Origin of the sequence: Okeania sp. SIO2F5 (genome assembly GCF_010692685.1) — a bacterium.
GTDB lineage: Bacteria > Cyanobacteriota > Cyanobacteriia > Cyanobacteriales > Microcoleaceae > Okeania > Okeania hirsuta.
The window spans coordinates 42418-63079 of record NZ_JAAHGU010000031.1; the positions used below are offsets into that span (position 1 = coordinate 42418).

At 39.4% G+C, this 20662-nt stretch carries 24 protein-coding genes and 3 pseudogenes; 14 read left to right on the top strand and 13 right to left on the bottom strand.

Translation table 11 applies throughout. The features are described 5' to 3' along the window. Positions 1-326: 326 nt before the first annotated feature. Positions 327-551 (top strand): hypothetical protein, encoded by a 225-nt coding sequence (locus F6K27_RS13145; protein ID WP_287273676.1) that lies wholly within the window; start codon positions 327-329, stop codon positions 549-551. Here the strand turns inward: F6K27_RS13145 and F6K27_RS13150 are convergent. Next, positions 535-1251 (bottom strand): annotated as a pseudogene (locus tag F6K27_RS13150) (EcoRI family type II restriction endonuclease). The gene F6K27_RS13145 and the pseudogene F6K27_RS13150 overlap by 17 nt on opposite strands. Before the next feature lie 218 nt (positions 1252-1469). On the opposite strand from F6K27_RS13150, the gene F6K27_RS13155 reads away from it, so the two are divergent. The 3 genes and pseudogenes from F6K27_RS13155 (at position 1470) to F6K27_RS33645 (ending at position 5138) form a co-directional block, all read left to right on the top strand. Continuing rightward, positions 1470-3122: a nucleoside recognition domain-containing protein gene (locus F6K27_RS13155; protein ID WP_287284306.1), complete on the top strand. Its 1653-nt coding sequence runs from the start codon at positions 1470-1472 to the stop codon at positions 3120-3122. A 580-nt stretch (positions 3123-3702) separates the two neighbouring features. Continuing rightward, positions 3703-3991 (top strand): annotated as a pseudogene (locus F6K27_RS13160) (IS1 family transposase); the annotation flags it as partial. 994 nt (positions 3992-4985) lie between these two features. Continuing rightward, a complete protein-coding gene (locus tag F6K27_RS33645) occupies positions 4986-5138 on the top strand; it encodes a transposase (RefSeq protein ID WP_353735982.1) in 153 nt (50 codons plus the stop codon). A 139-nt stretch (positions 5139-5277) separates the two neighbouring features. On the opposite strand, the gene F6K27_RS13165 is transcribed toward F6K27_RS33645, so the two are convergent. Together F6K27_RS13165 and F6K27_RS13170 are read right to left on the bottom strand one after the other, a co-directional pair. Continuing rightward, entirely contained in the window at positions 5278-5595 is a 318-nt protein-coding gene (locus F6K27_RS13165) for an RNA-guided endonuclease TnpB family protein (protein WP_287273716.1), read from the bottom strand. Continuing rightward, positions 5546-6289, bottom strand: coding sequence for a transposase (locus F6K27_RS13170; protein WP_287273740.1), 744 nt, complete (start codon positions 6287-6289; stop codon positions 5546-5548). The genes F6K27_RS13165 and F6K27_RS13170 overlap by 50 nt, the downstream gene beginning before the upstream one ends. A gap of 798 nt (positions 6290-7087) precedes the next feature. Between F6K27_RS13170 and F6K27_RS13175 the strand changes: the two genes are divergently transcribed. The 5 genes from F6K27_RS13175 (at position 7088) to F6K27_RS13195 (ending at position 10136) form a co-directional block, all read left to right on the top strand. Beyond that, a complete protein-coding gene (locus F6K27_RS13175; RefSeq protein ID WP_287273717.1) occupies positions 7088-7441 on the top strand; it encodes a phosphoribosyl-AMP cyclohydrolase in 354 nt (117 codons plus the stop codon). Positions 7442-7494: 53 nt separating this feature from the next. After that, a complete protein-coding gene (locus F6K27_RS13180) occupies positions 7495-8193 on the top strand; it encodes a PEP-CTERM sorting domain-containing protein (protein WP_287273719.1) in 699 nt (232 codons plus the stop codon). Positions 8194-8196: 3 nt separating this feature from the next. Next, complete coding sequence (locus F6K27_RS13185; protein ID WP_287273721.1) at positions 8197-8730, top strand: hypothetical protein; 534 nt, start codon at positions 8197-8199, stop codon at positions 8728-8730. A gap of 122 nt (positions 8731-8852) precedes the next feature. Continuing rightward, complete coding sequence (locus F6K27_RS13190) at positions 8853-9011, top strand: hypothetical protein (RefSeq protein WP_205127562.1); 159 nt, start codon at positions 8853-8855, stop codon at positions 9009-9011. A 51-nt stretch (positions 9012-9062) separates the two neighbouring features. Continuing rightward, positions 9063-10136, top strand: coding sequence for an RNA-guided endonuclease TnpB family protein (locus tag F6K27_RS13195; RefSeq protein WP_287273724.1), 1074 nt, complete (start codon positions 9063-9065; stop codon positions 10134-10136). A gap of 241 nt (positions 10137-10377) precedes the next feature. Here F6K27_RS13195 and F6K27_RS13200 read toward each other — a convergent pair whose 3' ends face one another. The 4 genes from F6K27_RS13200 to F6K27_RS13215 all read right to left on the bottom strand — a co-directional run bounded on the left by F6K27_RS13200 (position 10378) and on the right by F6K27_RS13215 (position 12228). Then, positions 10378-10737: a hypothetical protein gene (locus F6K27_RS13200; RefSeq protein ID WP_287273726.1), complete on the bottom strand. Its 360-nt coding sequence runs from the start codon at positions 10735-10737 to the stop codon at positions 10378-10380. Positions 10738-10831: 94 nt separating this feature from the next. Next, a complete protein-coding gene (locus tag F6K27_RS13205; protein WP_094673747.1) occupies positions 10832-11227 on the bottom strand; it encodes a heme-binding protein in 396 nt (131 codons plus the stop codon). A gap of 166 nt (positions 11228-11393) precedes the next feature. Beyond that, positions 11394-11879: a cytochrome b gene (locus F6K27_RS13210; RefSeq protein WP_287273728.1), complete on the bottom strand. Its 486-nt coding sequence runs from the start codon at positions 11877-11879 to the stop codon at positions 11394-11396. Between the two features lie 193 nt (positions 11880-12072). Continuing rightward, positions 12073-12228, bottom strand: a complete 156-nt coding sequence (locus tag F6K27_RS13215; protein ID WP_287273730.1) for a hypothetical protein — start codon at positions 12226-12228, stop codon at positions 12073-12075. Positions 12229-12473: 245 nt separating this feature from the next. Here F6K27_RS13215 and F6K27_RS13220 point away from each other — a divergent pair, with 245 nt between their 5' ends. After that, complete coding sequence (locus F6K27_RS13220; protein WP_287273731.1) at positions 12474-13799, top strand: hypothetical protein; 1326 nt, start codon at positions 12474-12476, stop codon at positions 13797-13799. 417 nt (positions 13800-14216) lie between these two features. Here F6K27_RS13220 and moaB read toward each other — a convergent pair whose 3' ends face one another. The 3 genes from moaB to F6K27_RS13235 all read right to left on the bottom strand — a co-directional run bounded on the left by moaB (position 14217) and on the right by F6K27_RS13235 (position 15901). Continuing rightward, positions 14217-14735 carry a molybdenum cofactor biosynthesis protein B gene (gene moaB, locus F6K27_RS13225; RefSeq protein WP_287273733.1) on the bottom strand — a complete coding sequence of 173 codons (519 nt, stop codon included), beginning with the start codon at positions 14733-14735 and terminating at the stop codon, positions 14217-14219. Between the two features lie 23 nt (positions 14736-14758). Then, entirely contained in the window at positions 14759-15313 is a 555-nt protein-coding gene (locus F6K27_RS13230) for a Uma2 family endonuclease (protein WP_287273735.1), read from the bottom strand. Positions 15314-15499: 186 nt separating this feature from the next. Beyond that, positions 15500-15901 carry a transposase gene (locus tag F6K27_RS13235; RefSeq protein WP_287273736.1) on the bottom strand — a complete coding sequence of 134 codons (402 nt, stop codon included), beginning with the start codon at positions 15899-15901 and terminating at the stop codon, positions 15500-15502. A gap of 76 nt (positions 15902-15977) precedes the next feature. Between F6K27_RS13235 and F6K27_RS13240 the strand changes: the two genes are divergently transcribed. The 3 genes and pseudogenes from F6K27_RS13240 to F6K27_RS13245 all read left to right on the top strand — a co-directional run bounded on the left by F6K27_RS13240 (position 15978) and on the right by F6K27_RS13245 (position 17254). Then, a complete protein-coding gene (locus tag F6K27_RS13240; RefSeq protein ID WP_287284309.1) occupies positions 15978-16715 on the top strand; it encodes a hypothetical protein in 738 nt (245 codons plus the stop codon). A gap of 94 nt (positions 16716-16809) precedes the next feature. Next, positions 16810-16920, top strand: a pseudogene (locus F6K27_RS33650) (hypothetical protein); the annotation flags it as partial. A 13-nt stretch (positions 16921-16933) separates the two neighbouring features. Beyond that, positions 16934-17254: a hypothetical protein gene (locus F6K27_RS13245; protein ID WP_287273672.1), complete on the top strand. Its 321-nt coding sequence runs from the start codon at positions 16934-16936 to the stop codon at positions 17252-17254. 35 nt (positions 17255-17289) lie between these two features. Here the strand turns inward: F6K27_RS13245 and F6K27_RS13250 are convergent, their stop codons facing one another. Next, positions 17290-17472 (bottom strand): hypothetical protein, encoded by a 183-nt coding sequence (locus tag F6K27_RS13250; RefSeq protein WP_124147636.1) that lies wholly within the window; start codon positions 17470-17472, stop codon positions 17290-17292. A 106-nt stretch (positions 17473-17578) separates the two neighbouring features. Between F6K27_RS13250 and hisI the strand changes: the two genes are divergently transcribed. After that, positions 17579-18064: a phosphoribosyl-AMP cyclohydrolase gene (gene hisI, locus F6K27_RS13255; RefSeq protein WP_124147635.1), complete on the top strand. Its 486-nt coding sequence runs from the start codon at positions 17579-17581 to the stop codon at positions 18062-18064. A 7-nt stretch (positions 18065-18071) separates the two neighbouring features. Here hisI and F6K27_RS13260 read toward each other — a convergent pair whose 3' ends face one another. Continuing rightward, the gene (locus F6K27_RS13260) at positions 18072-18272 is read right to left on the bottom strand and encodes a hypothetical protein (RefSeq protein ID WP_287273670.1); all 201 of its coding nucleotides are present in this window, start codon (positions 18270-18272) and stop codon (positions 18072-18074) included. A gap of 541 nt (positions 18273-18813) precedes the next feature. Then, a complete protein-coding gene (locus tag F6K27_RS13265; RefSeq protein ID WP_287273668.1) occupies positions 18814-19980 on the bottom strand; it encodes an alpha-hydroxy acid oxidase in 1167 nt (388 codons plus the stop codon). Positions 19981-20662 lie beyond the last annotated feature (682 nt).

The window sequence follows — 20662 nt, forward strand, 5'->3', positions numbered from 1 at the left end:
AATTACCCATTCCGGATGATTCGTGCAAAAAACTTGAATCTATGTGCGAAAGAAGGAGGATCAATTGCGCTGATAATCTCAGCAGGAGTGGCATCAGTCATCGATCGGCTCACTATTAGTAGTTGGCGATCGCAGTCCACACTGCTGGTGCTCATCGTCGGCCTTTGACTAGTCTCAACTTCGTATGGCCACGGCTGTCCAATGGGGTAACGCAGATACCAAAAGCCCATCTCGATCTGACGAAGTGGCGTGAATGCCCAGTAGCTGATTCCAGCGACTAGATATGCGGGGTTGAAGCCCAGGCCAAAGTCGCCACCCCTAATCCGATGACTGTCGGTGTTGCCAGCAGCAACCGTAGAATAGTGGATGAGGAGGTGCTGGCTGCGGACGTAGCCGTAGCTCAGAATGTAGAGAGCGCTAATAATGATGAAGGCGAAGGTGCGCGATCGCCATTGGTGAGTGTCCATAAATTTGGGCATATTCCTCATTGTTTAGATTTTCGCGCCTGTAACTACTGTAACCACAAAGGGGCAATTACCCATTCCGGATGATTTGTGCAAAAAACATGAATCCATCATGGTTGACAAACTTATTTTTACATAAATTGGTGTTAATTGGCATTCCATAATTTGCTGAGGTCAATCTATCTAACCTATTTAACATACCTGAATTGTATTCAAGTTTGACAACCCTTCCGTCAGGTCTTTTAATTGAAATAGTCTCTGTTAAAAAATTTGAACCTTCCAAAAAAAGGACGTAAGGAAAATGAGATTCAGATAACATAAAATTAGCGATTTCCGATATGTTTTTATGAGACCTTTCTATTGCATTACCAGCAGCCATAAAGTCTTGATTATTATCTTTTCCAACTAATTTTCCTTTTTGGATATTTTCAATGTCTTTCCCTTGATGTTTAGCTTCCGAAACTAACACTATTCTCCAGTTGTTGTTATCATCTTTTACTTCAATTATCCCTCCATCAGGTTTAATACTTGAGTTTGATACAAAAAGGGTTTGCCCTAGTTATTTATCAATTTTCTGTAATGCTTTGTTTATTTCTTCTTTTTTTATGCTCGCTTTGTATTGAAAAGATAATTGAGAGAATTCTTTTTCAAGTCGTTAAATTACAAGTTTTGATATTTTTCCAACAGACATATCGTGTGATTTTGCTTCATCGCCAAATATACCAACTACACCTTGAGATTTTTTATGTTGACTCGTTAATCTTTTTGATTGATTCTTTTTAGACATTGATTGTCTTTCTCTTACTTAAATTTTCTACTTTTTGCTATAAGTAATTTATATATAAACATCAATTATACAATTTACAGATTTTTTCCATCTAATCACTCCCAATAAGGATTTTCTTAAGATTTCATCCGCATAACACCCTGCTTATGGATGTTATACGGAAATTTTCTGTATAATTACCTTATCAGCGTTTTATATTGTGTTTGTTGAAAAATAAGATGAATATTTTTACGCCCTCAAAATTAGAGCGCGATTATATTGTGGTTATTGGTAAAGAGAGTACGGGTAAGTCCCAACTAATTGCCGCTCTTACAGGACAGACTCCCTATAGTGCAAATTTTCGCGGTTCTACAGTGACTTGTGACAGTTATCAATCTGAAGCCTATACCTTTATTGATACTCCTGGAATCCTCTATCGTTCCGACAGCGTAACTACTAAAAAAGCTTTAAGACAGCTACAAGAAAATGACACCGTGCTACTAATAGTCAAGGCAACCGACGTAGATCGAGATTTAGCAGATCTACTACCTTTAGTAGCAGATAAAAGGGGCATTGTGGCGATTACTTTCTGGGATAAGGTATTATCGACGGTTCATACTCAACAAGTGGTTCGGGAATGGACGGAAACTTCTAACCTGAGCATTGTCACTGTAGATGCCCGCCACCTGACAATAGAACAAAAAGACTATATTTTGGCTTCTCTGGAAGAACCTCATCCTTTTCCCCCGCAATGGATTCCTGCAAGGGCTGGCTGGCATATTCAACCCCAACCAACGCTGTTAGAACATCCTCGACTAGGCTGGTTATTGGCGATCGCCCTATTACTTATTCCTGCGATTATTGCTGTCTGGGGTGCTAACTCCTTTGCGACTTTAGCAGATCCTATAGTCCAAAATGCCGTCGCTCCCATTATTAAATCTTTATCCCAACTCCCAATCTGGTTAAGAGAAATACTGATAGGACAGTATGGACTGATAACTATGAGTCCGTTGCTGTTTATTTGGGCGATGCCCACAGTAATTCTCTATGCCCTATTCTTGGGCGCATATAAAGCTAGTGGGTTAATAGAACGAATTACTATTGCTCTCAATCCTTTACTCCGTCCGTTTGGGTTATCGGGAAGGGATTTGGTGCGAGTAATTATGGGTATGGGCTGTAATGTTCCTGCAGTGATTAGCACCCGTGCCTGTTCTAGTTGTTCTAGAGGAACTTGTATTTCGGCGATCGCTTTTGGTTCGGCTTGTTCTTATCAGTTTGGCGCAACTTTAGGGGTATTTAGTGCTGCTAAGTTAGCTTACTTGATAATTCCTTACCTGCTGTATCTAACCGCAACTACCTTGATATATACTCGCATTATTTCTTCCCCTACAGCTAAATCGAATCAGAATTCCCTAGTAATCGAAGGAAGAGCATTTTTAGAATTTCCTCGTTGGTTAGTAATTTGGCGCGAAGCTAAGTCAACTATCGATCAATTTTTGTTCAATGCAATTCCCATCTTTTTAGTTATTACTGTTATTGCTTCTGTGTTGAATTGGTTAGGAGCGATCGCAGCTTTAGCCAATATTATTAATCCTTTGATGGGATGGTTTAATTTACCCCCTGAAGCCTCATTACCTATTATTTTAGCTTCTATTCGCAAAGATGGACTGCTATTATTTGCCGAACCAGAAACCTTGGCTATGTTAACTCCCTTGCAGGTGTTGACTGGGGTGTATCTAGCAGGAGTATTGCTACCTTGTTTAGTTACTCTGTTAACTATTGCGCGAGAACAGTCTCTTCGATTTGCCTTATTGCTGTTAAGTAAACAGGCGATCGCTGCGGTAGTTTTTTCTTTATTACTTGCTTGGGGTGGAGTGTTAATAATTGGGTAAAAGTCTAAGTTCAATATAGCCTTCCGGTAAAGGGGCATTGAGTACCCAGATCGCGTAATTTTCTTTTCCTGCTGCGAGTAAGCGATCGGCTAAACTAGAGCTTTATGTGAAGGCAAGGAAGACAGTAATCATGAAGCAAATCATCTATTCTGGGTTCTTGGCAATTTTAGGAATGATTGCCAGTATTGACAGTGCGATCGCACAAGTTCAATATCCTTCAGATACCTTTAATATAGAATCCGGGTAATTAGTTATCGTATCGCTCTAGGAGTCAGGAGTCAGGAGTCAGGATAAAGAAAAGATTGAAATAGCATGAATTTTTAAATTTGTATTCAGTAGAACATCTGTATTAAGAGAAAGTAATTTTGCAATTACTGTATAACCGGATTCTATATAAGATGTTTAAATAAAAAATAAAAAAATAAAGAATAACTCCAAAGAGTGGCGAAACTTGAAAAGTGGAGCTAGAATACAAATGTCAATGGTATGGCGGTGAATTAGTATTGGAATAAAGGCATGGACGCGACCGCGAATTATTCTTTGGGAAATTGGCGTTCGCGATAGCGATGCGGAGCATTATCGCTCGAGTCAGACCTTTGAAAAATTATGGCAAATCATCCAGTTTTGGCACAGTTTTTGGTACGTTACTGATGGCTATCCCGTGTACCCCAAATATATTGAACCAGAAGACCATCAAGTTAGCAAAACTTATATGACCCGCGTTGAAGGAGAAAATACTCGTCTAAGATATTATTTAGCTAGACTTCATCGAAAAACTCTCTGCTATTCTAAGTCTTTGACAATGTTAAAGTATTCGATTCGTTTACTCGTACATTATGAGATTTAAAACTGTGCCAGTTCCTGCCTAAACATTACGCATTCTCCAACGCCATTTCGACTCTACAAAAACAGACTCAAAGTAAGCGATATGAACACAGAGCAAGAAATATCAAAAAGCAAAATAACTACTTTAGTTGGTCCGATCCTTGGACTTGTGTACTATGCTTGGGATCTTAGTTTTAATTTTGGTGCTTTCGGAGTTATTTTCCTGGGACATATTCTATCAATATGGCTATTTTCCTTGAGTATTCTTTTAATATAGCAATGTGCGCTGGCATATTTACAAATTACAAGAGGTGTCCAATAGCTAAAAGTCTTATACTATCGGTCTTTTATTCCTCCTGTTGCCTGTTGCCTGTTGCCTGTTGCCTGCGCACAGCGCTATAACTATAGTCGTACAAAAGAACATTCTGCCTGGCCAAAAGTCGTGGGGGTATTTCATACTCTCCTTACCAACTATCTGGCTGATCCTTAAAATTATTGATGACCCATCAGAAATTGGACAAATACATGATCTCTGGATTCATATAGTAGCTATTCTGGCGCTTACTATTTCTTTACCCTATGTAGTCTATGTCTTTTTCCGTTTTACCAATCCGCAGATTCTTCTTCTTAAACGTAGATTGATTATTGGTCTCGTCGGAATTTTTCTCTTTGTAGCTCTCATTGGTTACACTTTAGGACAGAACAACCAGCTGATAATGACTTGCCAAAATTTTATAGTCAGTGGCCAAGATACGCCACAAAACTGTATTAATGTGAAAAAGTAACTGAGAAGGTGTTTGTCAAAAAATTTCAAGCAAATCAGCAGGAACAGAGAAAACAAGGATCAAGTCAAAAATCAAGTCCAATCTCACAAAAAAAGTACGAACCGAAAGGCGTATCCCACTGATTTAATATCATGTCCGGTTGAATAATTAGACTTTGCTGGAAGGAAGGCAGCTATGCTGGAGGCAGGAGGCAGAAGGTTTTATCCTATTGTCACCTTAATTTTATACACGCTCCGATGCTACCGGACATGATATAACTGACTCAGAATGGCAAGAAATCTTCGATTTCTTGCCACCCCCTAATTCGATAGGAAGTCCTCGCTTAGTAGACTTGCGGGAAATTGTGAATGCAATTTTCTATTGGGTTGATAATGGGATAAAATGGAGAGCATTACCGTTCTACTAAACTTACCCAAACTTACCCAAGAGGGTTTTGGAGTTAGCTTCCTGCTTTGCTGACGCAATGCTGCGCAAACACAGAAGACCACTGACCGCAGTCTGTAACTTATCTTCGAGAGCAGGTTTGAAATCGCTTGAAACTCAAGCTACTGACGTGCATAGTTTTCTAGGTTTATAGCGGCATTAAAATCTCTGTCTGCAGTGAAACCACAGTGTCCGCATTCGTAAGTTCTCACACTTAAAGGCATTTTCTGTTGATGCCCACAGTGAGAACATAATTGAGAACTCGGATAAAATCTAGGAGCTATCACTAGCTGGCTTCCATACCACTCACACTTGTATATAAGCTGACGCTTAAACTCATAAAACCCACAGTCTGCTATGGCACTTGCTAGTTTATGATCTCTTGGTGCGCTACCAGGTGCGACTGACGTCGTCGCGGGGTCGCACCGCTTTTTGAGCATTCCACTTACATTCAAGTCTTCTATCACTATGGTGCTGTGGTTCAAAGCTCGCCCATGTTGTCAGTTTATGTAGTGCATCTGCTCTAATATCTGCTACTTTCTTGTGCAATATTGCTAGTTTTTTGATAGCTTTGACTCTGTTTTTAGAGCCAAGCTCCTTTTCGTTGACACGGCGTTGATAACGACTTAATCGTTTTTTAGCTTGTTTGTAAGCTTTGACATTAGGGTAGGTTGTTCCATCACTACAAGTTGCTAGAGCGTTTATACCTACATCTACACCAATAATATCTCCTTGTTTAGCAGTAGGAGTTGGTCTCTCATCATATTTAAAACTTATATACCAATTACCCGCACGTTTTGAGATTCTCACATTTTTAACTGGTACACAAGGTAAGATTTCATAAGTTTTTACTACTCCTATTCTGGGTAATTTGATATAGTTTCCTTTCAGAATTTTAATACTTCCTTCTAGATAAAAACTATCTTTTTTTCCTTTTTTCTTAAACTTGGGAAATCCACGTTGAGGAATAGTCAAAAAGTTTTTAAATGCTCTGTCTAAATCTCTTAATGCTTCTTGAGGGGCACACTTTGATACTTCATAATACCAGGGTTTTTCACTTTTTACTTCAGCTACCAAACGCTTATGCAAAGTGATAGCACTCAATCGTTTCTTGGTAGCTTCGTATTCATAAATACAAGTTGCTAGTCCCCAGTTATAAGCATGACGTTAGCGAAGCTTTGCGCCAGCAAACTACACCCGCGTGTTTGGCGAGTATGGTTTTTTGTTGATTATTGACTTTTAATTTAGTCTTGATTGATTGCATTTCAATTGATCGGGCATCTCTTTTAACAGTTTAATAAGTTAGACATAAATCTAGTATATCACAGTAAATGTTTATTTATGTTATATTTTGTTCAATTATTTTAATACTGTTGATAGCCCCATGATTTCCCCTGCTGGTAAACGGTATACGGCTACTATCGTCGCTGGGTTAAAACGCATCTGTGGGAAGAAATTAATGAGAGACTGATAGCAAAAGTGAGGACAAAAGAAGGGCGAAATCATTCCCAAACTTGGGGACTGATTGACAGTCAATCTGTGGAGGGACATCAAAAAGCGGATGCGACCCCGGCGAGGTTTCCTCGCCTAGGGAACGCGCACCAAGCAGAGGTCCTGAACGAGGTGTGGATGGCTTGAAAAAAGTGAAAGGGAGAAAACGTCACATTGTGGTAGATGTATTGGGATTAGTTTTGAGAAACCGTTTGCACCTTTTCTTCCTTCTTCTTTCTTCCCTCCTGACTCCTGACTTCCCCTCCTGGGAGGGGTTAGGGCGAGGGGTGGGTTGACTCCTGACTCCTGAGGACTCCGTAGTTATTTATTTATCACTGTTCAACCGGACATGATATTACTTGCTTGGGGTGGACTGTTAATTAGCGAAAGGGAATTCCTTTTATAGGATAATGATGATCAAAATTGAAAAGTTGAGCCACTATGAATCCCCTATTTACTGACAGAACTTCAGTAGAACAAGTAGAAGAAGGTTTGTTCCTTGCTCCCAAATTCGACTGCAATGGTTTGATTCCAGTCGTTACCACCGATGTCAACACGGGTGAAGTGCTGATGCACGCTTATATGAACGAAGAGGCTTTAGTTAAAACCATTGAAACGGGAGAACCTCACTATTACAGTCGCAGTCGTCAGCAACTATGGCATAAAGGTCAATCCAGTGGACTTGTGCAAAAAGTAGCGCAGTTAACAATTTATGATGACCAAGATTGTCTCTGGATGCACTACCAAGCTTTAGATTTTTTTAAAAAAAATAGTTCAAACAATCATAATTTTTAGGTCTAAAATGAGAATAATTATTATTCTCATTTTTTTGTTTGGGAGAAAACAAGGTGTTCGATTTTCGGCAAAGTATTACGGTATCAGTCTTTGGAGTTGTGACAAGTCTAGTGTTCTTGGCAGACAGTCCAGCCCAAGCTGTAACCTTCCAACTGTCATGGACTGGGCAAATCCTTGGTTATCGGGCTGAGGGTTCATTTAGCTATGATGAGACAAAAGATTATGACAATGGCATTGTTAGAAAGGATGACCTTGAATCCTTTGACATTGCCTTTTTTGACCCAGAGGGCAATCTCATCCAAGAATTTATCGATAATCATTTGACCTATCCCGACTTTAATTTTAATTTCGACACAACAACGGGGACGATCTTACAGGATGGCTTTTTTGACGAACCCAATGGTATTGATATTGGGGAGTATGTGTTAATTGATCCAGCTAATAGGTTGGCTGATGGGTTAAATTTTTGGTCAGCCGCACCCATCGGGTCAGATGGTTTTGCTATTCCTCACGTTCATTTAACCGACTTTGGCAATGATTTTCCCGATTTAGAAATTGGTTTTCGCCGTCATTTAGATGTGGCATTTTTCACCCGAACGACCGCCCAATTGTTAGACGACCCAGCAGCAGGGGATGAATTCGGACAACGGATGATTGCCAGTCAAGTCCCTGAACCGACAAGCCTTTTAGGACTAGGATTGGTTTCACTGATGGGACTAGGAAAATGTAAAGGTTTGACTAGAAGAGGTTAAACAGTGATGAATCACATTTTTAGCAAACGGACAGCCAGTGAGTGTGTCCTCATGGCGTTCGGATTACTTTTATCAGTTGGTCAAGCTCAAGCTGCCACAATTTATGCTTCAGGACAGCGTTTAATCCCTGCTGTCCCCGATGTTCATGATGATCTTCGAGAAAACTTTATCTATGCCATTGACTCTAGTACGGGGATAGCTACGCCAGTATCCCCTGAAACAACCGGTCTTCCTTCAGCCCTTGCCGGAACGCTGGATCAACGGTTGCTTGGTTTTGCGTCCGGAGGACAATTGGTAGAGATCGATCCATTGACGGCTAATTTAACGCCGATTGGTAGTGCAAATGGACTCTTTAGTACCAGTTTTGACATTCTCGATGATCAGCGTGGATTTCTCATCCCCTTTGATAGCAACTTCAACACACAGCAAATTCATGCCCTTGATTTGACTACGGGGATGGCAACTCCCAAGGGAACTGCAACGGCGGTCGGAGATGCGATCGACGAAGCACGAGGTTCAGCACTAGGAACAGCATAACCTTTTATTATTAGCCTTGGTTCGGTCGAAAATCAACTTTACGGTGTGGACTTGATACTGATAGCTTAATTAACTTTAATCCTGACACAGGAGAGGCGACGGTTATCGGTTCGTTAGGAGCAGTGACTTCTGGCGATCGCTCTGTCTACAGTGGATTTGCTGCACTGACTGGAGTGGACACCAATCAAGATGGGTCTTTTGATGCTTTATTCGGCAATGTTAATTTTACTGACTCTGATAACGATCCCGATACACCTTCTGAGCGATTGGGGGGCTTGTAACTGTTGGCTAAAATCTGGTTTTATCTATAAAAATCTGGGATTATCTGTTTTATGCTACTTGGATTTAAAACTGAACTACATCCGAATAATCAGCAAAGAACCTTACTAGCTAAACACGCTGGTGTTGCAAGGCACGCCTGGAATTGGGGATTATGGCTAACTAGAAACATCCTGAATCACAATTCCAATAATCCTGATAGTAAACTTAAATTTCCTACTGCAATCGACCTGCATAAACTTTTAGTAGCAATGGTTAAACCGAAAAACTGCTGGTACTACGAGGTTTCTAAAACAGCGCCTCAATATGCTTTGAGGTATTTATCTGTTGCTTGGAAGCGTTGCTTTAGCAAAGTGTCTGGTCAACCTAGATTTAAGAAAAAAGGTAGAGATGATAGTTTTACTCTAGATGGTTCAATATCGGTAGGTTTTAATCATATAAAATTGCCTCGAATTGGATGGGTCAAAACATTTGAAATCTTGCCCGGTCATGTCATTCCTAAATCTGTGACTATTAGCAAAAAAGCAGGTAGATGGTTTGTTAGTTTCAAGATAGAAACTATACCTCAAATTACTGAAAAATCAATAGATGTAGTTGGTGTAGATTTAGGAGTAAAATCATTTGGTGAAGTTTTTGTTGGTGCTAAGTCTTACCGAAAGTTAGAATCTAAACTATCACGACTGCAATACTTAAACAGGCATAAAACTAAGTTCTCGAACAACTGGAAAAAAGCACAGCTAAAAGTAGCTAGACTACACAGTAGGATAGCCAACATCAGAAAAGATACATTGCATAAACTAACTACTTATTTGGCTAAAAACCACAGCCAGATAGTAATAGAAGACCTTAATGTCTCAGGAATGATGGCTAACCATAAGCTGGCTAAAGCTGTTGCTGATATGGGGTTTTACGAATTTCGTAGACAGTTAAAGTACAAGTGTGAGTTATACGGTTCTCAACTAATAATTGTTGACAGATGGTTTCCTAGTTCTAAGACTTGCAGTAGGTGTGGAACTGTAAAAGAGTCTCTATCTTTATCTGAGAGAGTGTTTAAGTGCGAACACTGCTATTTTAGTTGTGATCGAGACTTGAATGCAGCATTAAATTTAGCTATGGCGGGCAGTTAGTCCGTGTCAGCTTGTGGACTGGATAACGCCGACGTTGCCAGGCAGAAGCAAGAATAGAACTGATTATTTAGAGAAAATCATAGATTTATATAGATAATCGTAGGTTTCTAAGAACGGTTTTATTTGGCATTATCACAGTTAGTCTTTTTGGTATTTGGACAAAAAGAAACGCCAAAGAGTAGCCATTGTTTTGAGCAATATTTTTTTTTCGTAGAGAAATTTACGACTCACCTTTTGATTTCTAGCTAATGGATAGATAAGTGAGTCGTTCTGAATTTTCAGCGACGGAAACTCCAATTAACGTCACATGACTCTCTAAAGGAATAGAAGCAAAATAGCAACAGAGTTCTTCAGTCGTTCCTCCAGGACATAGGGGACAATCGTTGACAATTATAGGTAAACGCTCTCCCCATTCCTGTAATCGCTGTTCCATCTTGACCATATCTAATCCATACATATCAGATGGATTACGTTGAGCGCGAAGATGTAACGTAACTTGAAAATCATGCCAATGGTTCTCTATCCAGATTGGAGGATTATGATGCTTCCGACGTAAGGTAGCACGGATTTGATAATCGAAGATTAGGGACTGCTTAATCATTTGTGACTATGAAGGTAGAATCAAGCGAGAAGAAATAAATAGACTTCTCCAAGCCTGATCTTACCTTATCCATCTCAAATGATGTTTTCAAGAATTAAAATAGGGCTGCTCCAGCTTCGGCTACGGCATGGTCTTGCTCTCCCGATCCCCCACTAACTCCAATTGCCCCCACTACTTGTCCCTCACTGTAAAGGGGTATTCCCCCAGCAAAAATCATGATTTTACCATTGTTAGAGGCATGAATCCCAAAAAATTGTCCTCCTGATTGACTCTGTTCGGCTAAATCTTTAGTGGCCAGATCGAACGCCCGCGAAGTATACGCTTTTTTAATGGAGATATCGATACTTCCGATCCAAGCTCCATCCATTCGTACATGGGCTACCAGATTTCCTCCCCCATCCACTACTGCTATATTCATTGGTTGACCAATTTCCAGTGCTTTTTTTTCGGCGGCACTAATTACTCTTCTGGCATCTTCTAATGTAACCATTAATCCCTCCATTGAACTTTACCTTAGATGTCTGTTAATTTAGCTGATTGGGTTAATATATATTCAGACTTTAAGTACACTAGCAAATTACAGGCTATTAGACAATACCATTTTATTATTTCTAAGTTTCAGTCAATCTCGCTATCAATTGAGCGAAATTTCTGTCTTAGCTAGGTTTAGTTTTTCTTTTACTAATGCGTCGCCAAAATCCTTTGACTACCTTGAATTGATCGATCGCGTGTAAGATAATAAATGCTAAAAAAGTATAAGCTAACCAAAAATGTATATTTCGACCTAAGTCTACTAAGTCACTATTCTGGGGAAATAAATCAGGTAAGGTTACACCAAAAAAGCGGACATTACTGCTTTTAAAGGAGTTAGAAAAAAAGAAACCACTAATAGGAACAGCCCACATAAAGATATAAAGAGAAGTATGCAGGGCTACTTTTTGCATCCATTTAAAACTATACTTGGGCAATCGCTTAGTATATTTCTTCCACCACACTTGTAATAGAGTTAAAATTCGCCAAGTTAATAAAGCCATTGCCAATACTCCTAGAGATTTATGGAAATCATAAAGTAAGTTTCGTCCAAATGCTTCTCTGGCAAACGCGACATAAAAGAACCAACTACAAATATAATAATGTAACAATTAAACATCCACCAATGGATCGACATTAAATTTTGGTAAGCAGAATTTTTTCTCGGTTTGTTTGTTTTTGAAGCTTGAGCCATGATTTTCCCGCAAGTTATTTTACAGTGATACTATTTATTAAATGTTAAAATTTAATATCAATTGTAAATTTTTTATAATAACTTTGTGGTCATTATTACTTGAGAACTTTTTATGACAGCGATAACTTTTGACGAAAATCAATTATGATAGTAAAATTATTGTATTTTAAAATTTTTCCAGCGATCGCTCTCTGCTGGCTAATTAGTAGTAATATCATGTTCGGATAATTAGTGATAAAAAAACTTGCTCCTCCTTCATCTGCCAAAATTTTCTCCTCTTCCCTCCTGTCTCCTGTCTCCTGTCTCCTGACTCCTCCCTCGTTATTTATAACTATTCAACCAGACATGATATAACAGAGCGATCGCCCCATCATTTCTAAGTTTCAGTCAATCTCGGTATCAATTGAGCCAAATTTCTGTCAAAGCTCGGTTTAATTTTTCTTTGAACTCTGAAAATATTCAGATATGGTAATCTTTATTTAGTTGATGTTAGAAAAATAAATGCAAAGTCATGCACACAACAGCAATTGATTTTATACAGCGTTTTACTCGAAAAGATTTAAGCGATCGAAATATACTCGAAGAGTTTTCAGATCAAGTCAGATTCTCTAGTTGGTTAAAAAAACAATATCCTAATACGTCACAAGAAATGTACAATGCCATGCTGTTGGTGGCACAACCATATTTTGAGCATAAAGATACGCCCGTATACGTTGTATCATTGGTCGATACACTGTTTATTACGGGGCGTAGTGACTCTAGCATCAGCTTTATCCGACCTAGTACTTTAGGCACTCAAAAACAAATGATACTTGATGTACCACACGCCGGAACTTTACCACCTTCTTGTGTTGATGGACTATTATCTGATGACGTAATTGCTGATGAATCCCTATGCTCTAGCAATCCTTACACAATTTGGAATCAAGCAGATGTTGGGGTTTTGGAGGTATCTGGAAGTATTTGGCAAAATAATCAAAATTTTGTCTTTGGTTCAGCAGTATTGACAAATTTAATTATCAGCAATGGCAATCGCGCCCCAGCAAAAGAAGGTAGAACTAATCAGGTCTACAATACACACACTTATCGTGGGACTCCTCTATACAAAGATATTTCTCAGCCTACTGAAAAAACAAAACTAGGGTTAAAAAAGAATCATGATTTGAGTATTGCTGTAGCTGGAGCATGTCGTGCTGCTGCGTATATGACAAATCCGAATTATCCTATTATCTGTTTAGAACCACATAGTTATTCAGCATTTTCCCATGAAATACTCGATGCGTTATTTTCACCAAAACTAGATGGTATGAACTTAACTAAGTTTGCACCGCACAATGGTGGTACAGATACCAAAGCACTACTAGATTATCTGCGCAATACCTATGACTTGAAATCGTATCAAGAGTTAGTTAGACCATTGGTGTCTGTCCTAGATGTCTCATGTCCTGACGAGCCTGATAAATACAGTACTGTTAATCGATCTCAAATGGAAGCTTTTGTCGAGCCTTTTATAAGCATGATACGGGAGGCTTCTAACAGACTACCCATTAATATTGATAATTGGGAAAAATCGCGTCCTGATGTTTATGGTGCTACCAATACCATGCTGAAAAGGTTAGAAGAAGTGATAAAAAAAGCCAATTATTATCTTGACATTAATGATAACAACCTAATATCAAAAACCATAAATACGGTGACAATTGAATATAATAGGGGACTTGTAACATCCAACGAAACTTCTAACATCCACACCAGTGAACAAGATTTTTACGAGCGTTGTCAATTGCTCGGTGCGGCATTTGTAGCCGGCATCAAGAATATGCAAAATCTGTTTTAAATTATTATCAAGAATTTAGATACACGGGGTTAAAACCCACGTTCGCAAGGGGCTGTGGGGCAAATCGAATTCGCCCCCTTGTAAGCCCCGCTCCACTGCGAGCGGTTAAAACGGGATGGCTTTCTCTAGCTCACAGTTTTTTATGTAGGGCTTGCTGATTAAATCTAAAAGCATTTACAGATAAAGATTTTAGCCGATAATGGTCTTGAAAAAGTACAAGCTTTTTGCTCCTTAAAGCTGAAAAATTTAGGATGAAAGGGTTGCATAAGGCAGAAAAATCAAGGGATAATTCTTTCTCCTGCCTCCTCTAAATTTCTTACTCCTCCTGTCTCCTGTCTCCTGTCTCCTGACTCCTACCCTCACCCATAAGACTTTTTCAGCAAGCCCTAAGTAACAAAGCGATCGCCTGATCATTTCTTAATTTTCAGTCAATCTGGGAATCAATTGAGCCAAATTACAAGGACGATTACGAGAATCTAGTTGCTCTTTGATAATATTCCATCCTGTTTGGCAAGCACCACTAGAACCAGGTAAACAAAAGATATAAGTACCGTTAGCTACGCCTGCCAAAGTTCGAGACTGAATGGTAGAGGTTTTAATTTCTTGATAGGAAATCATCCGAAATATCTCACCAAACCCTTCAATTTCTTTGTCTAAGAGTGGTTTAATGGCTTCTGGTGTACCATCTCGTCCTGTAACTCCCGTACCACCAGTAGTCAAAATTACTTGGACAGATTCATCTGCAACCCATTTAGATACTACAGCACGAATTTGGTAAATGTTATCGGGAACAATAGTTTTTTCAGCTAATAAATGACCTGTTGTAGTTAAATTATCCACTAATATTTTACCCGATTTATCGTCAGCTTCGGTTCTTGTGTCAGAAACTGTTAGGACGGCGATTTTTAAGGGAAGTATAGATTCGTTTTGGTTCATTTTTGTTATTTTTTAATTAAGCTTTAAGGGAAATAATTTTCTACTTCTAAAACACTTTTACCAAAACAACTATTGACAATTGTTGTCACGCGATCGCTGTTTAAGTTAGGCAGAGAATTGCTTATTGTTAATTCTAAATATCCTGAATCACGATAAACAAAGAATTTAACTTTATTGTTTTCCCATAGCCAAACTTCAGGAATTTTTAAGTATTGATATTTAGTTAAATCGTCCATACTCCCTGATGTTAGATTTATTTCTACTGCCAAATCTGGCTTGTCTTTGTCTATTTCAAAACAGTAAGCTACATCTGGTTCTTTCCCTTCTTTTCCTTCTTCCTTAAGAGTAGTTTGATTGTAAGGAAACAGTGCAAGGTTGTTTTGACGGCAGTAAGCCCAAATAATTGCTCTAATATAATCACCAATCAATTCATGGTTACGTCCTGGGGACACGATAGTAATAACTCCATTGCGAAATGAAACTCGTTTACTGGGTAAATCTAAACTAATATATTCAGCCCAAGTTGTATTAGTAATTGTGCTAATTCGATCGCTTTTTTGTGTTCCAATAGTTAACATTTTTACTTAGGGGATATAGTTATTTCGTTACTAATCTAGAATATCAGACTAAAAAATCTAAATATTAGCCTAAAGAGCGATCTTATCATCTAAACTCTCTTTCAAGGGGTTTGAGTAGCAACTGATACTGTTGATGAACTTAACAAAAGAGATAGATTCGCGAATATTATTTGCGAATATGTCCAGTTAATTATTTGATTTTTGTTTTGGTTGCTCGTCAAAACCAACGTCCAATAAATTTTGTGACAAAGTATCAATAGTACGTTGAATTTCATCAATTTGAGAACGCCTGACCACCTGCATTACTGCGGTAATATGAGCTTGACTAGCAGGTTTTCCTAAATGCTTATATTTACTAAAACTCTTAGCCTCCTTAGTTTTTGGAAAAATTGGCTCTTGTGCTTGAAGTTTGTAGTACCAATAAATGTTTTGCTGCTGTCGTACTTGATAGCGAGAAACTACTGTCCCTGGAGGAGCAACTTCACCTTGAGCAATAATTTGTTTTTTTTGGCTCTCAAGAGTAGCGATCGCGGATGTGATACGATCAATTCGTTCAATTTGGTCTGATGATGCTTGTTTTTGATTCATACAGGAGAAACATTAAGAAAAGGAGAAGATGATTCGCGATTTATATTCGCGAAGTATTAACTAAGTTTAACAAATATTGAAAGATTACGGAAGTAGTATAAAGATTATGGCTCTACATCCTCAATCAATGAAACCTGTTCCACCCTTAACAAAAGAAATAGCACACCAAGCTTTTCCAAAAGGGAATCTCTACATGACTATTCGAGATGAATTGGGTATATTTTATCAGGATAGCGATTTTGCAGAACTCTATTCAATTGAAGGACAACCAGCCTTGCATCCTGGGAATGGAGAGTGGAAAAAATCGGGGGAGATGATAGCTAATAATCCTGGCTCAGTTGCAGTTAATTCTGGCTCAAAAGCAAATCTAGTTGCAAATAATCCTGGCCGAAAAAGTTCGTTATTGCTGGTCCGGGGCTTTCTTATTGCTGGCTGCTCCCATCTTTTAATTATTACGATTATTGCTTCTGTATTGAATTGGTTAGGAGCGATCCCAACTTTAGCCAATATTATCAATCCTTTGATGGGATGGTTTAATTTACCCCCTGAAGCCTCATTACCTATTATTTTAGCTTCTATTCGCAAAGATGGACTGCTATTATTTGCCGAACCAGAAACCTTGGCTATGTTAACTCCCTTGCAGGTGTTGACTGGGGTGTATCTAGCAGGAGTATTGCTACCTTGTTTAGTTACTCTGTTAACTATTGCGCGAGAACAGTCTCTTCGATTTGCCTTATTGCTGTTAAGTAGACAGGCGACCGCTGCGATCTTTTTTTCTCTATTACTTGCTTGGGGAGGATTGTTAGTCAAATAATAAGGAATAAGTAATAATTTTTGCTCTTTTTAAATACCTTTATGAAATATCAATGGAAAGCTAATCATGAATCAATTTTTGATTTGAAGCTCTACCCGAAGCAGTATTAGAAATTTATAGCCGCGAGGAAGCAAGACCAATTTTGAGCGATCGCTTTCTCTGTGATAGGCTGAAAGTTAACCTTACTAGCTATGTAAATACTTGAAGATTCCACCTGTATGTTAGAATTAACTAATATCAAACAAACAGCCCTAGATTATCTTTTGTCCAATCTGGAAGTATCTCCAGAACATCGTCACTTGTTTGAGGTTGTAGGTGCAACCTGTTTTGATAATAATGAGTGGATGATTAACATTAGTATTGTCGGTTTAATAGGTAAATATTGGAATGTTTTTGTCAATGGCAACACGGGAAAAATTTCACCAGACTGGGAGTTTAATACAGATTGCCAATACTTGAATGAACCCCATCAATATTCCCATCTGCCCGACTATTTAAATCAACTGCTCAATCGCCTGACTGCCAACGTTTCTAGGTAAATTAAATGGCGTTGCTGATTAGTAATGATCTATGCTTATGTAGGAAGAGTTTGAAATCTTAGATAGTGCAGCAGAAGACGAAGTTCTTTCATCTGTGGTGAATAGGGTTGACTCTTAGGGGATTCAACGAATTGACGACCACATATTCCACATTGGAAAAACTTTTGGCCACGTCTTTGGCCATTTCCTTGGTGTGGGTAGAGTGGCATTTCGGACATATCATGTTCTGAATTCTACAACATTTATCATTACATTTCAGCAACGCCAATTAAACACTGCTTTGTATGTAATAATGATTATCATTCATTACAAAATTTAGCTAATATGAATTCCCTATTTACCGCCCGCACTTCCGTAGAACAGGTTGAGGAAGGTTTGTTACTTGCGCCCAAATTTGATGCCAATGGTTTGATTCCAGTAGTTACCACAGATGTCAACACTGGTGAAGTGCTGATGCATGGCTATATGAACGAAGAGGCGTTAGTTAAAACCATTGAAACGGGAGAAGCTCATTATTACAGTCGCAGTCGTCAGCAGCTATGGCATAAAGGTCAATCTAGTGGACTGGTGCAAAAAGTACAGCAGTTAGCTATTGATGACGACCAAGATTGTCTGTGGATGCAGGTTAAAGTAGCTGGTTCGGGAGCTAGTTGTCACGTGGGTTATCGTTCTTGTTTTTATCGCTGTATTCCTACGGGAAAAAGTGCTATTGATTCCCAGGAACCAATTCAGTTAATATTTACCGAAACGGAGAAAACCTTTGACCCGAAAACAGTGTATGGTGATGCTCCCAACCCAACACAATTGTAAATTGACTTCAACCCCAACCATCATGATTGCTTCTCGGTAAAAAACCTCTATCCAAATCTACAGCACCTTCATATTGTTGGAGTTGTTCATCTTGCCAAGCACTAACTCCTGGCTGGAATTCATCCCAAGTATTACGTACTTGCTCGTAGCATTGACGGGGTGTAATGGGTAGGTTTTTCAAGTAAAAGAACGTTGCTTGATCGCTCATACTCCAGCAACAATACAACCTCTGTTGTTGGATAATAATTATCGACAACTTCCAAGATGTGAGCAATCATAAAGTGATGGTGCAAAATTGCAGTGTCAGGAGCAGCTAACCAGGCATTCAAGAACGGCACAAGGCGAGAACGTCCGAAAAATGGGTTTTGAATGATTCTCCGCCAATCGGAGAATTTGTGCTACAAATAATCGCGCCGCGCTTCTGACTGAGATGACCTGCCCAAGCATTATAGCCAATGACCAGCAAATTACTGGCAATAAAATCTTGATGCCAATTCGATCCATCGTTTGTTTGACTCATTAGAGACCTCTATGCATGAAAGCCAATCCAGTTGAAATTTCGGCTAAAAGAGCTATGCAGATGCCTAGCAATTAGCAAGAAAAATTAGAGGTCACCTGGATTTAAGCGCGACCCCATTGCCGATCGATTGTTGGGAATACAGCTCTTTCTCGGTAGATTTGTAGGGTGGGCAAGCCTAGGTCGGAAAATTCTCAATTCTTTCATTAGACCTTGTCCACCCTACGCAGCTTCATCGTGAGTGATGAAAGCGTAGATTCTCTCTACTCAATTGATCGAGCTTGGTCACTCCCATCAATTTCATATCACGCTCAATCTCAGTGCGCATATTACCTAAAACACGCTCAACTCCTGCTTGCCCAGCAGCAGCCAATGCAAAAAGATAGAATCGCCCACCCGAACAGGCTTTAGCTCCAACAGATAGCGCCTTAAGCACATGGGTACCGCGCTGAATACCACCTTCGCAAATGACATCAATTTTATCCCCAACAGCATCACAAATTTCTGCGAGTTGATCAAAGGGGCTACGGCAACCATCGAGCTGACGGCCGCCGTGGTTAGAAACCATAATACCCGTACAGCCAATATCAACAGCACGCTTGGCATCTTCCACACTCATTATCCCTTTCAGTGCAAACTGCCCATTCCACTGTGAGCAGAGTTTTTCAGCATCATTCCAATTCATGGATTGATCTAGCATCGTTGAAAAATAATCGCCAACAGAGACTGCTAAATTAGTTCCCTGCGAGACATAGCCAGACAAATGCGGCATATCGAACTTTTCTTTTGTCAAAAAGTTCCAAGCCCATGCTGGGTGCGTCGCAAAACTTATTAAGGAGTCAATCGTTAATTTGGGTGGCGAAGTAAATCCTGTACGCTTATCGCGTTCGCGATTACCACCAGTAATGGTATCGACGGTTAATGCCAACACATTAAAGTTTGCTGCTCGTGCGCGTTCAAGCAACGCATCATTCAAGCCGCGGTCTTTATGGAAGTAGAACTGAAACATCTTCGGCGTGTTTGCGATCTTTGCGATTTCTTCAACGGTGACAGTCGCCAGTGAAGACACCCCAAACATCGTGCCATATTCTGCAGCAGCTCTCGCAACCGCACGCTCTCCTTCGTGATGAAAAAGGCGTTGCAATGCTGTCGGGGCACAGTAGATAGGCATATCTAGTTTTTGCCCCATCACCTCAACTGACATATCCACATTTTCCACACCGACAAGCACGTTCGGAATAAGATCGCAGTCTCCATAGGCTTCAGTGTTGCGCCGATAGGTCTGTTCATCATCGGCCGCTCCATCAATGTAATTAAAAATTGGTCCTGGTAGTCGGCGTTTCGCTAATTTTCGGAAATCCTGAAAATTGTGACAGTCATTCAATCTCATAAAATACATCAGTCAGATTAATGTTTACTAGGCAGTCCATAAAGTAAAATTAAGATTGCTACTATATTATCTGCTTTTAAGTATTATAATAGTTATTCCCTTCAATTGTTCTCTTCAGGTTGGATCAGGTTAAGCCAGTGTTGGCATAGGTTTTGGGGTGCTTGTCACCCCGTGAGAAGTTCGTCGGCAGTATCAAATGCTACTCACACGCCGATAATTGAAAGGAATGCTTCATTGGCAATACACTTTGAAGTACGAAATGTGGGTTGATGATTGAAGTTGGTTGAGTCGAGATTAAAAAAATTAGTGGTAAGAGCTGATTTATATTGGAAATATTAAGGCCCTGAATCACTTGCTATTCTTAGGTTTTAAGAGGGTTTTAAGAGTGATATTCAAGTAAATTTATAATTGCTAAAAGCGAGCTTATATAAGACTTTTAGCGAAGTTTACAAATCAGCTCTAACTCGAAAAAGTCAGAAATTGGGTTTGGAAATCGTCTGAAGAGTGCAAGGAGAGAGGATCGAAATTAACATTTTGTCCAAACTCCAATCAGAAGGACAAAACCAATTTCATTTTTTATGACTTCCAGCACTGCAAATACAAGACGAAACTTAATGGATAATGCTCGGACAGAGAACGATCGCTCACATCTAATCTCTCAGTTTTGGCAGCAATGGCAAGAAAGTCGAAG

Coding starts and splice junctions, on each gene's coding strand:
- F6K27_RS13145 (WP_287273676.1), top strand. CDS start 327: ATGACTGTCGGTGTTGCCAGCAGCAACCGTAGAATAGTGGATGAGGAG.
- F6K27_RS13155 (WP_287284306.1), top strand. CDS start 1,470: ATGAATATTTTTACGCCCTCAAAATTAGAGCGCGATTATATTGTGGTT.
- F6K27_RS13165 (WP_287273716.1), bottom strand. CDS start 5,595: ATGCTCAAAAAGCGGTGCGACCCCGCGACGACGTCAGTCGCACCTGGT.
- F6K27_RS13175 (WP_287273717.1), top strand. CDS start 7,088: ATGAATCCCCTATTTACTGACAGAACTTCAGTAGAACAAGTAGAAGAA.
- F6K27_RS13195 (WP_287273724.1), top strand. CDS start 9,063: ATGCTACTTGGATTTAAAACTGAACTACATCCGAATAATCAGCAAAGA.
- F6K27_RS13200 (WP_287273726.1), bottom strand. CDS start 10,737: ATGATTAAGCAGTCCCTAATCTTCGATTATCAAATCCGTGCTACCTTA.
- F6K27_RS13205 (WP_094673747.1), bottom strand. CDS start 11,227: ATGGTTACATTAGAAGATGCCAGAAGAGTAATTAGTGCCGCCGAAAAA.
- F6K27_RS13220 (WP_287273731.1), top strand. CDS start 12,474: ATGCACACAACAGCAATTGATTTTATACAGCGTTTTACTCGAAAAGAT.
- moaB (WP_287273733.1), bottom strand. CDS start 14,735: ATGAACCAAAACGAATCTATACTTCCCTTAAAAATCGCCGTCCTAACA.
- F6K27_RS13230 (WP_287273735.1), bottom strand. CDS start 15,313: ATGTTAACTATTGGAACACAAAAAAGCGATCGAATTAGCACAATTACT.
- F6K27_RS13235 (WP_287273736.1), bottom strand. CDS start 15,901: ATGAATCAAAAACAAGCATCATCAGACCAAATTGAACGAATTGATCGT.
- F6K27_RS13245 (WP_287273672.1), top strand. CDS start 16,934: ATGTTAGAATTAACTAATATCAAACAAACAGCCCTAGATTATCTTTTG.
- F6K27_RS13250 (WP_124147636.1), bottom strand. CDS start 17,472: ATGTCCGAAATGCCACTCTACCCACACCAAGGAAATGGCCAAAGACGT.
- hisI (WP_124147635.1), top strand. CDS start 17,579: ATGAATTCCCTATTTACCGCCCGCACTTCCGTAGAACAGGTTGAGGAA.
- F6K27_RS13260 (WP_287273670.1), bottom strand. CDS start 18,272: ATGAGCGATCAAGCAACGTTCTTTTACTTGAAAAACCTACCCATTACA.
- F6K27_RS13265 (WP_287273668.1), bottom strand. CDS start 19,980: ATGTATTTTATGAGATTGAATGACTGTCACAATTTTCAGGATTTCCGA.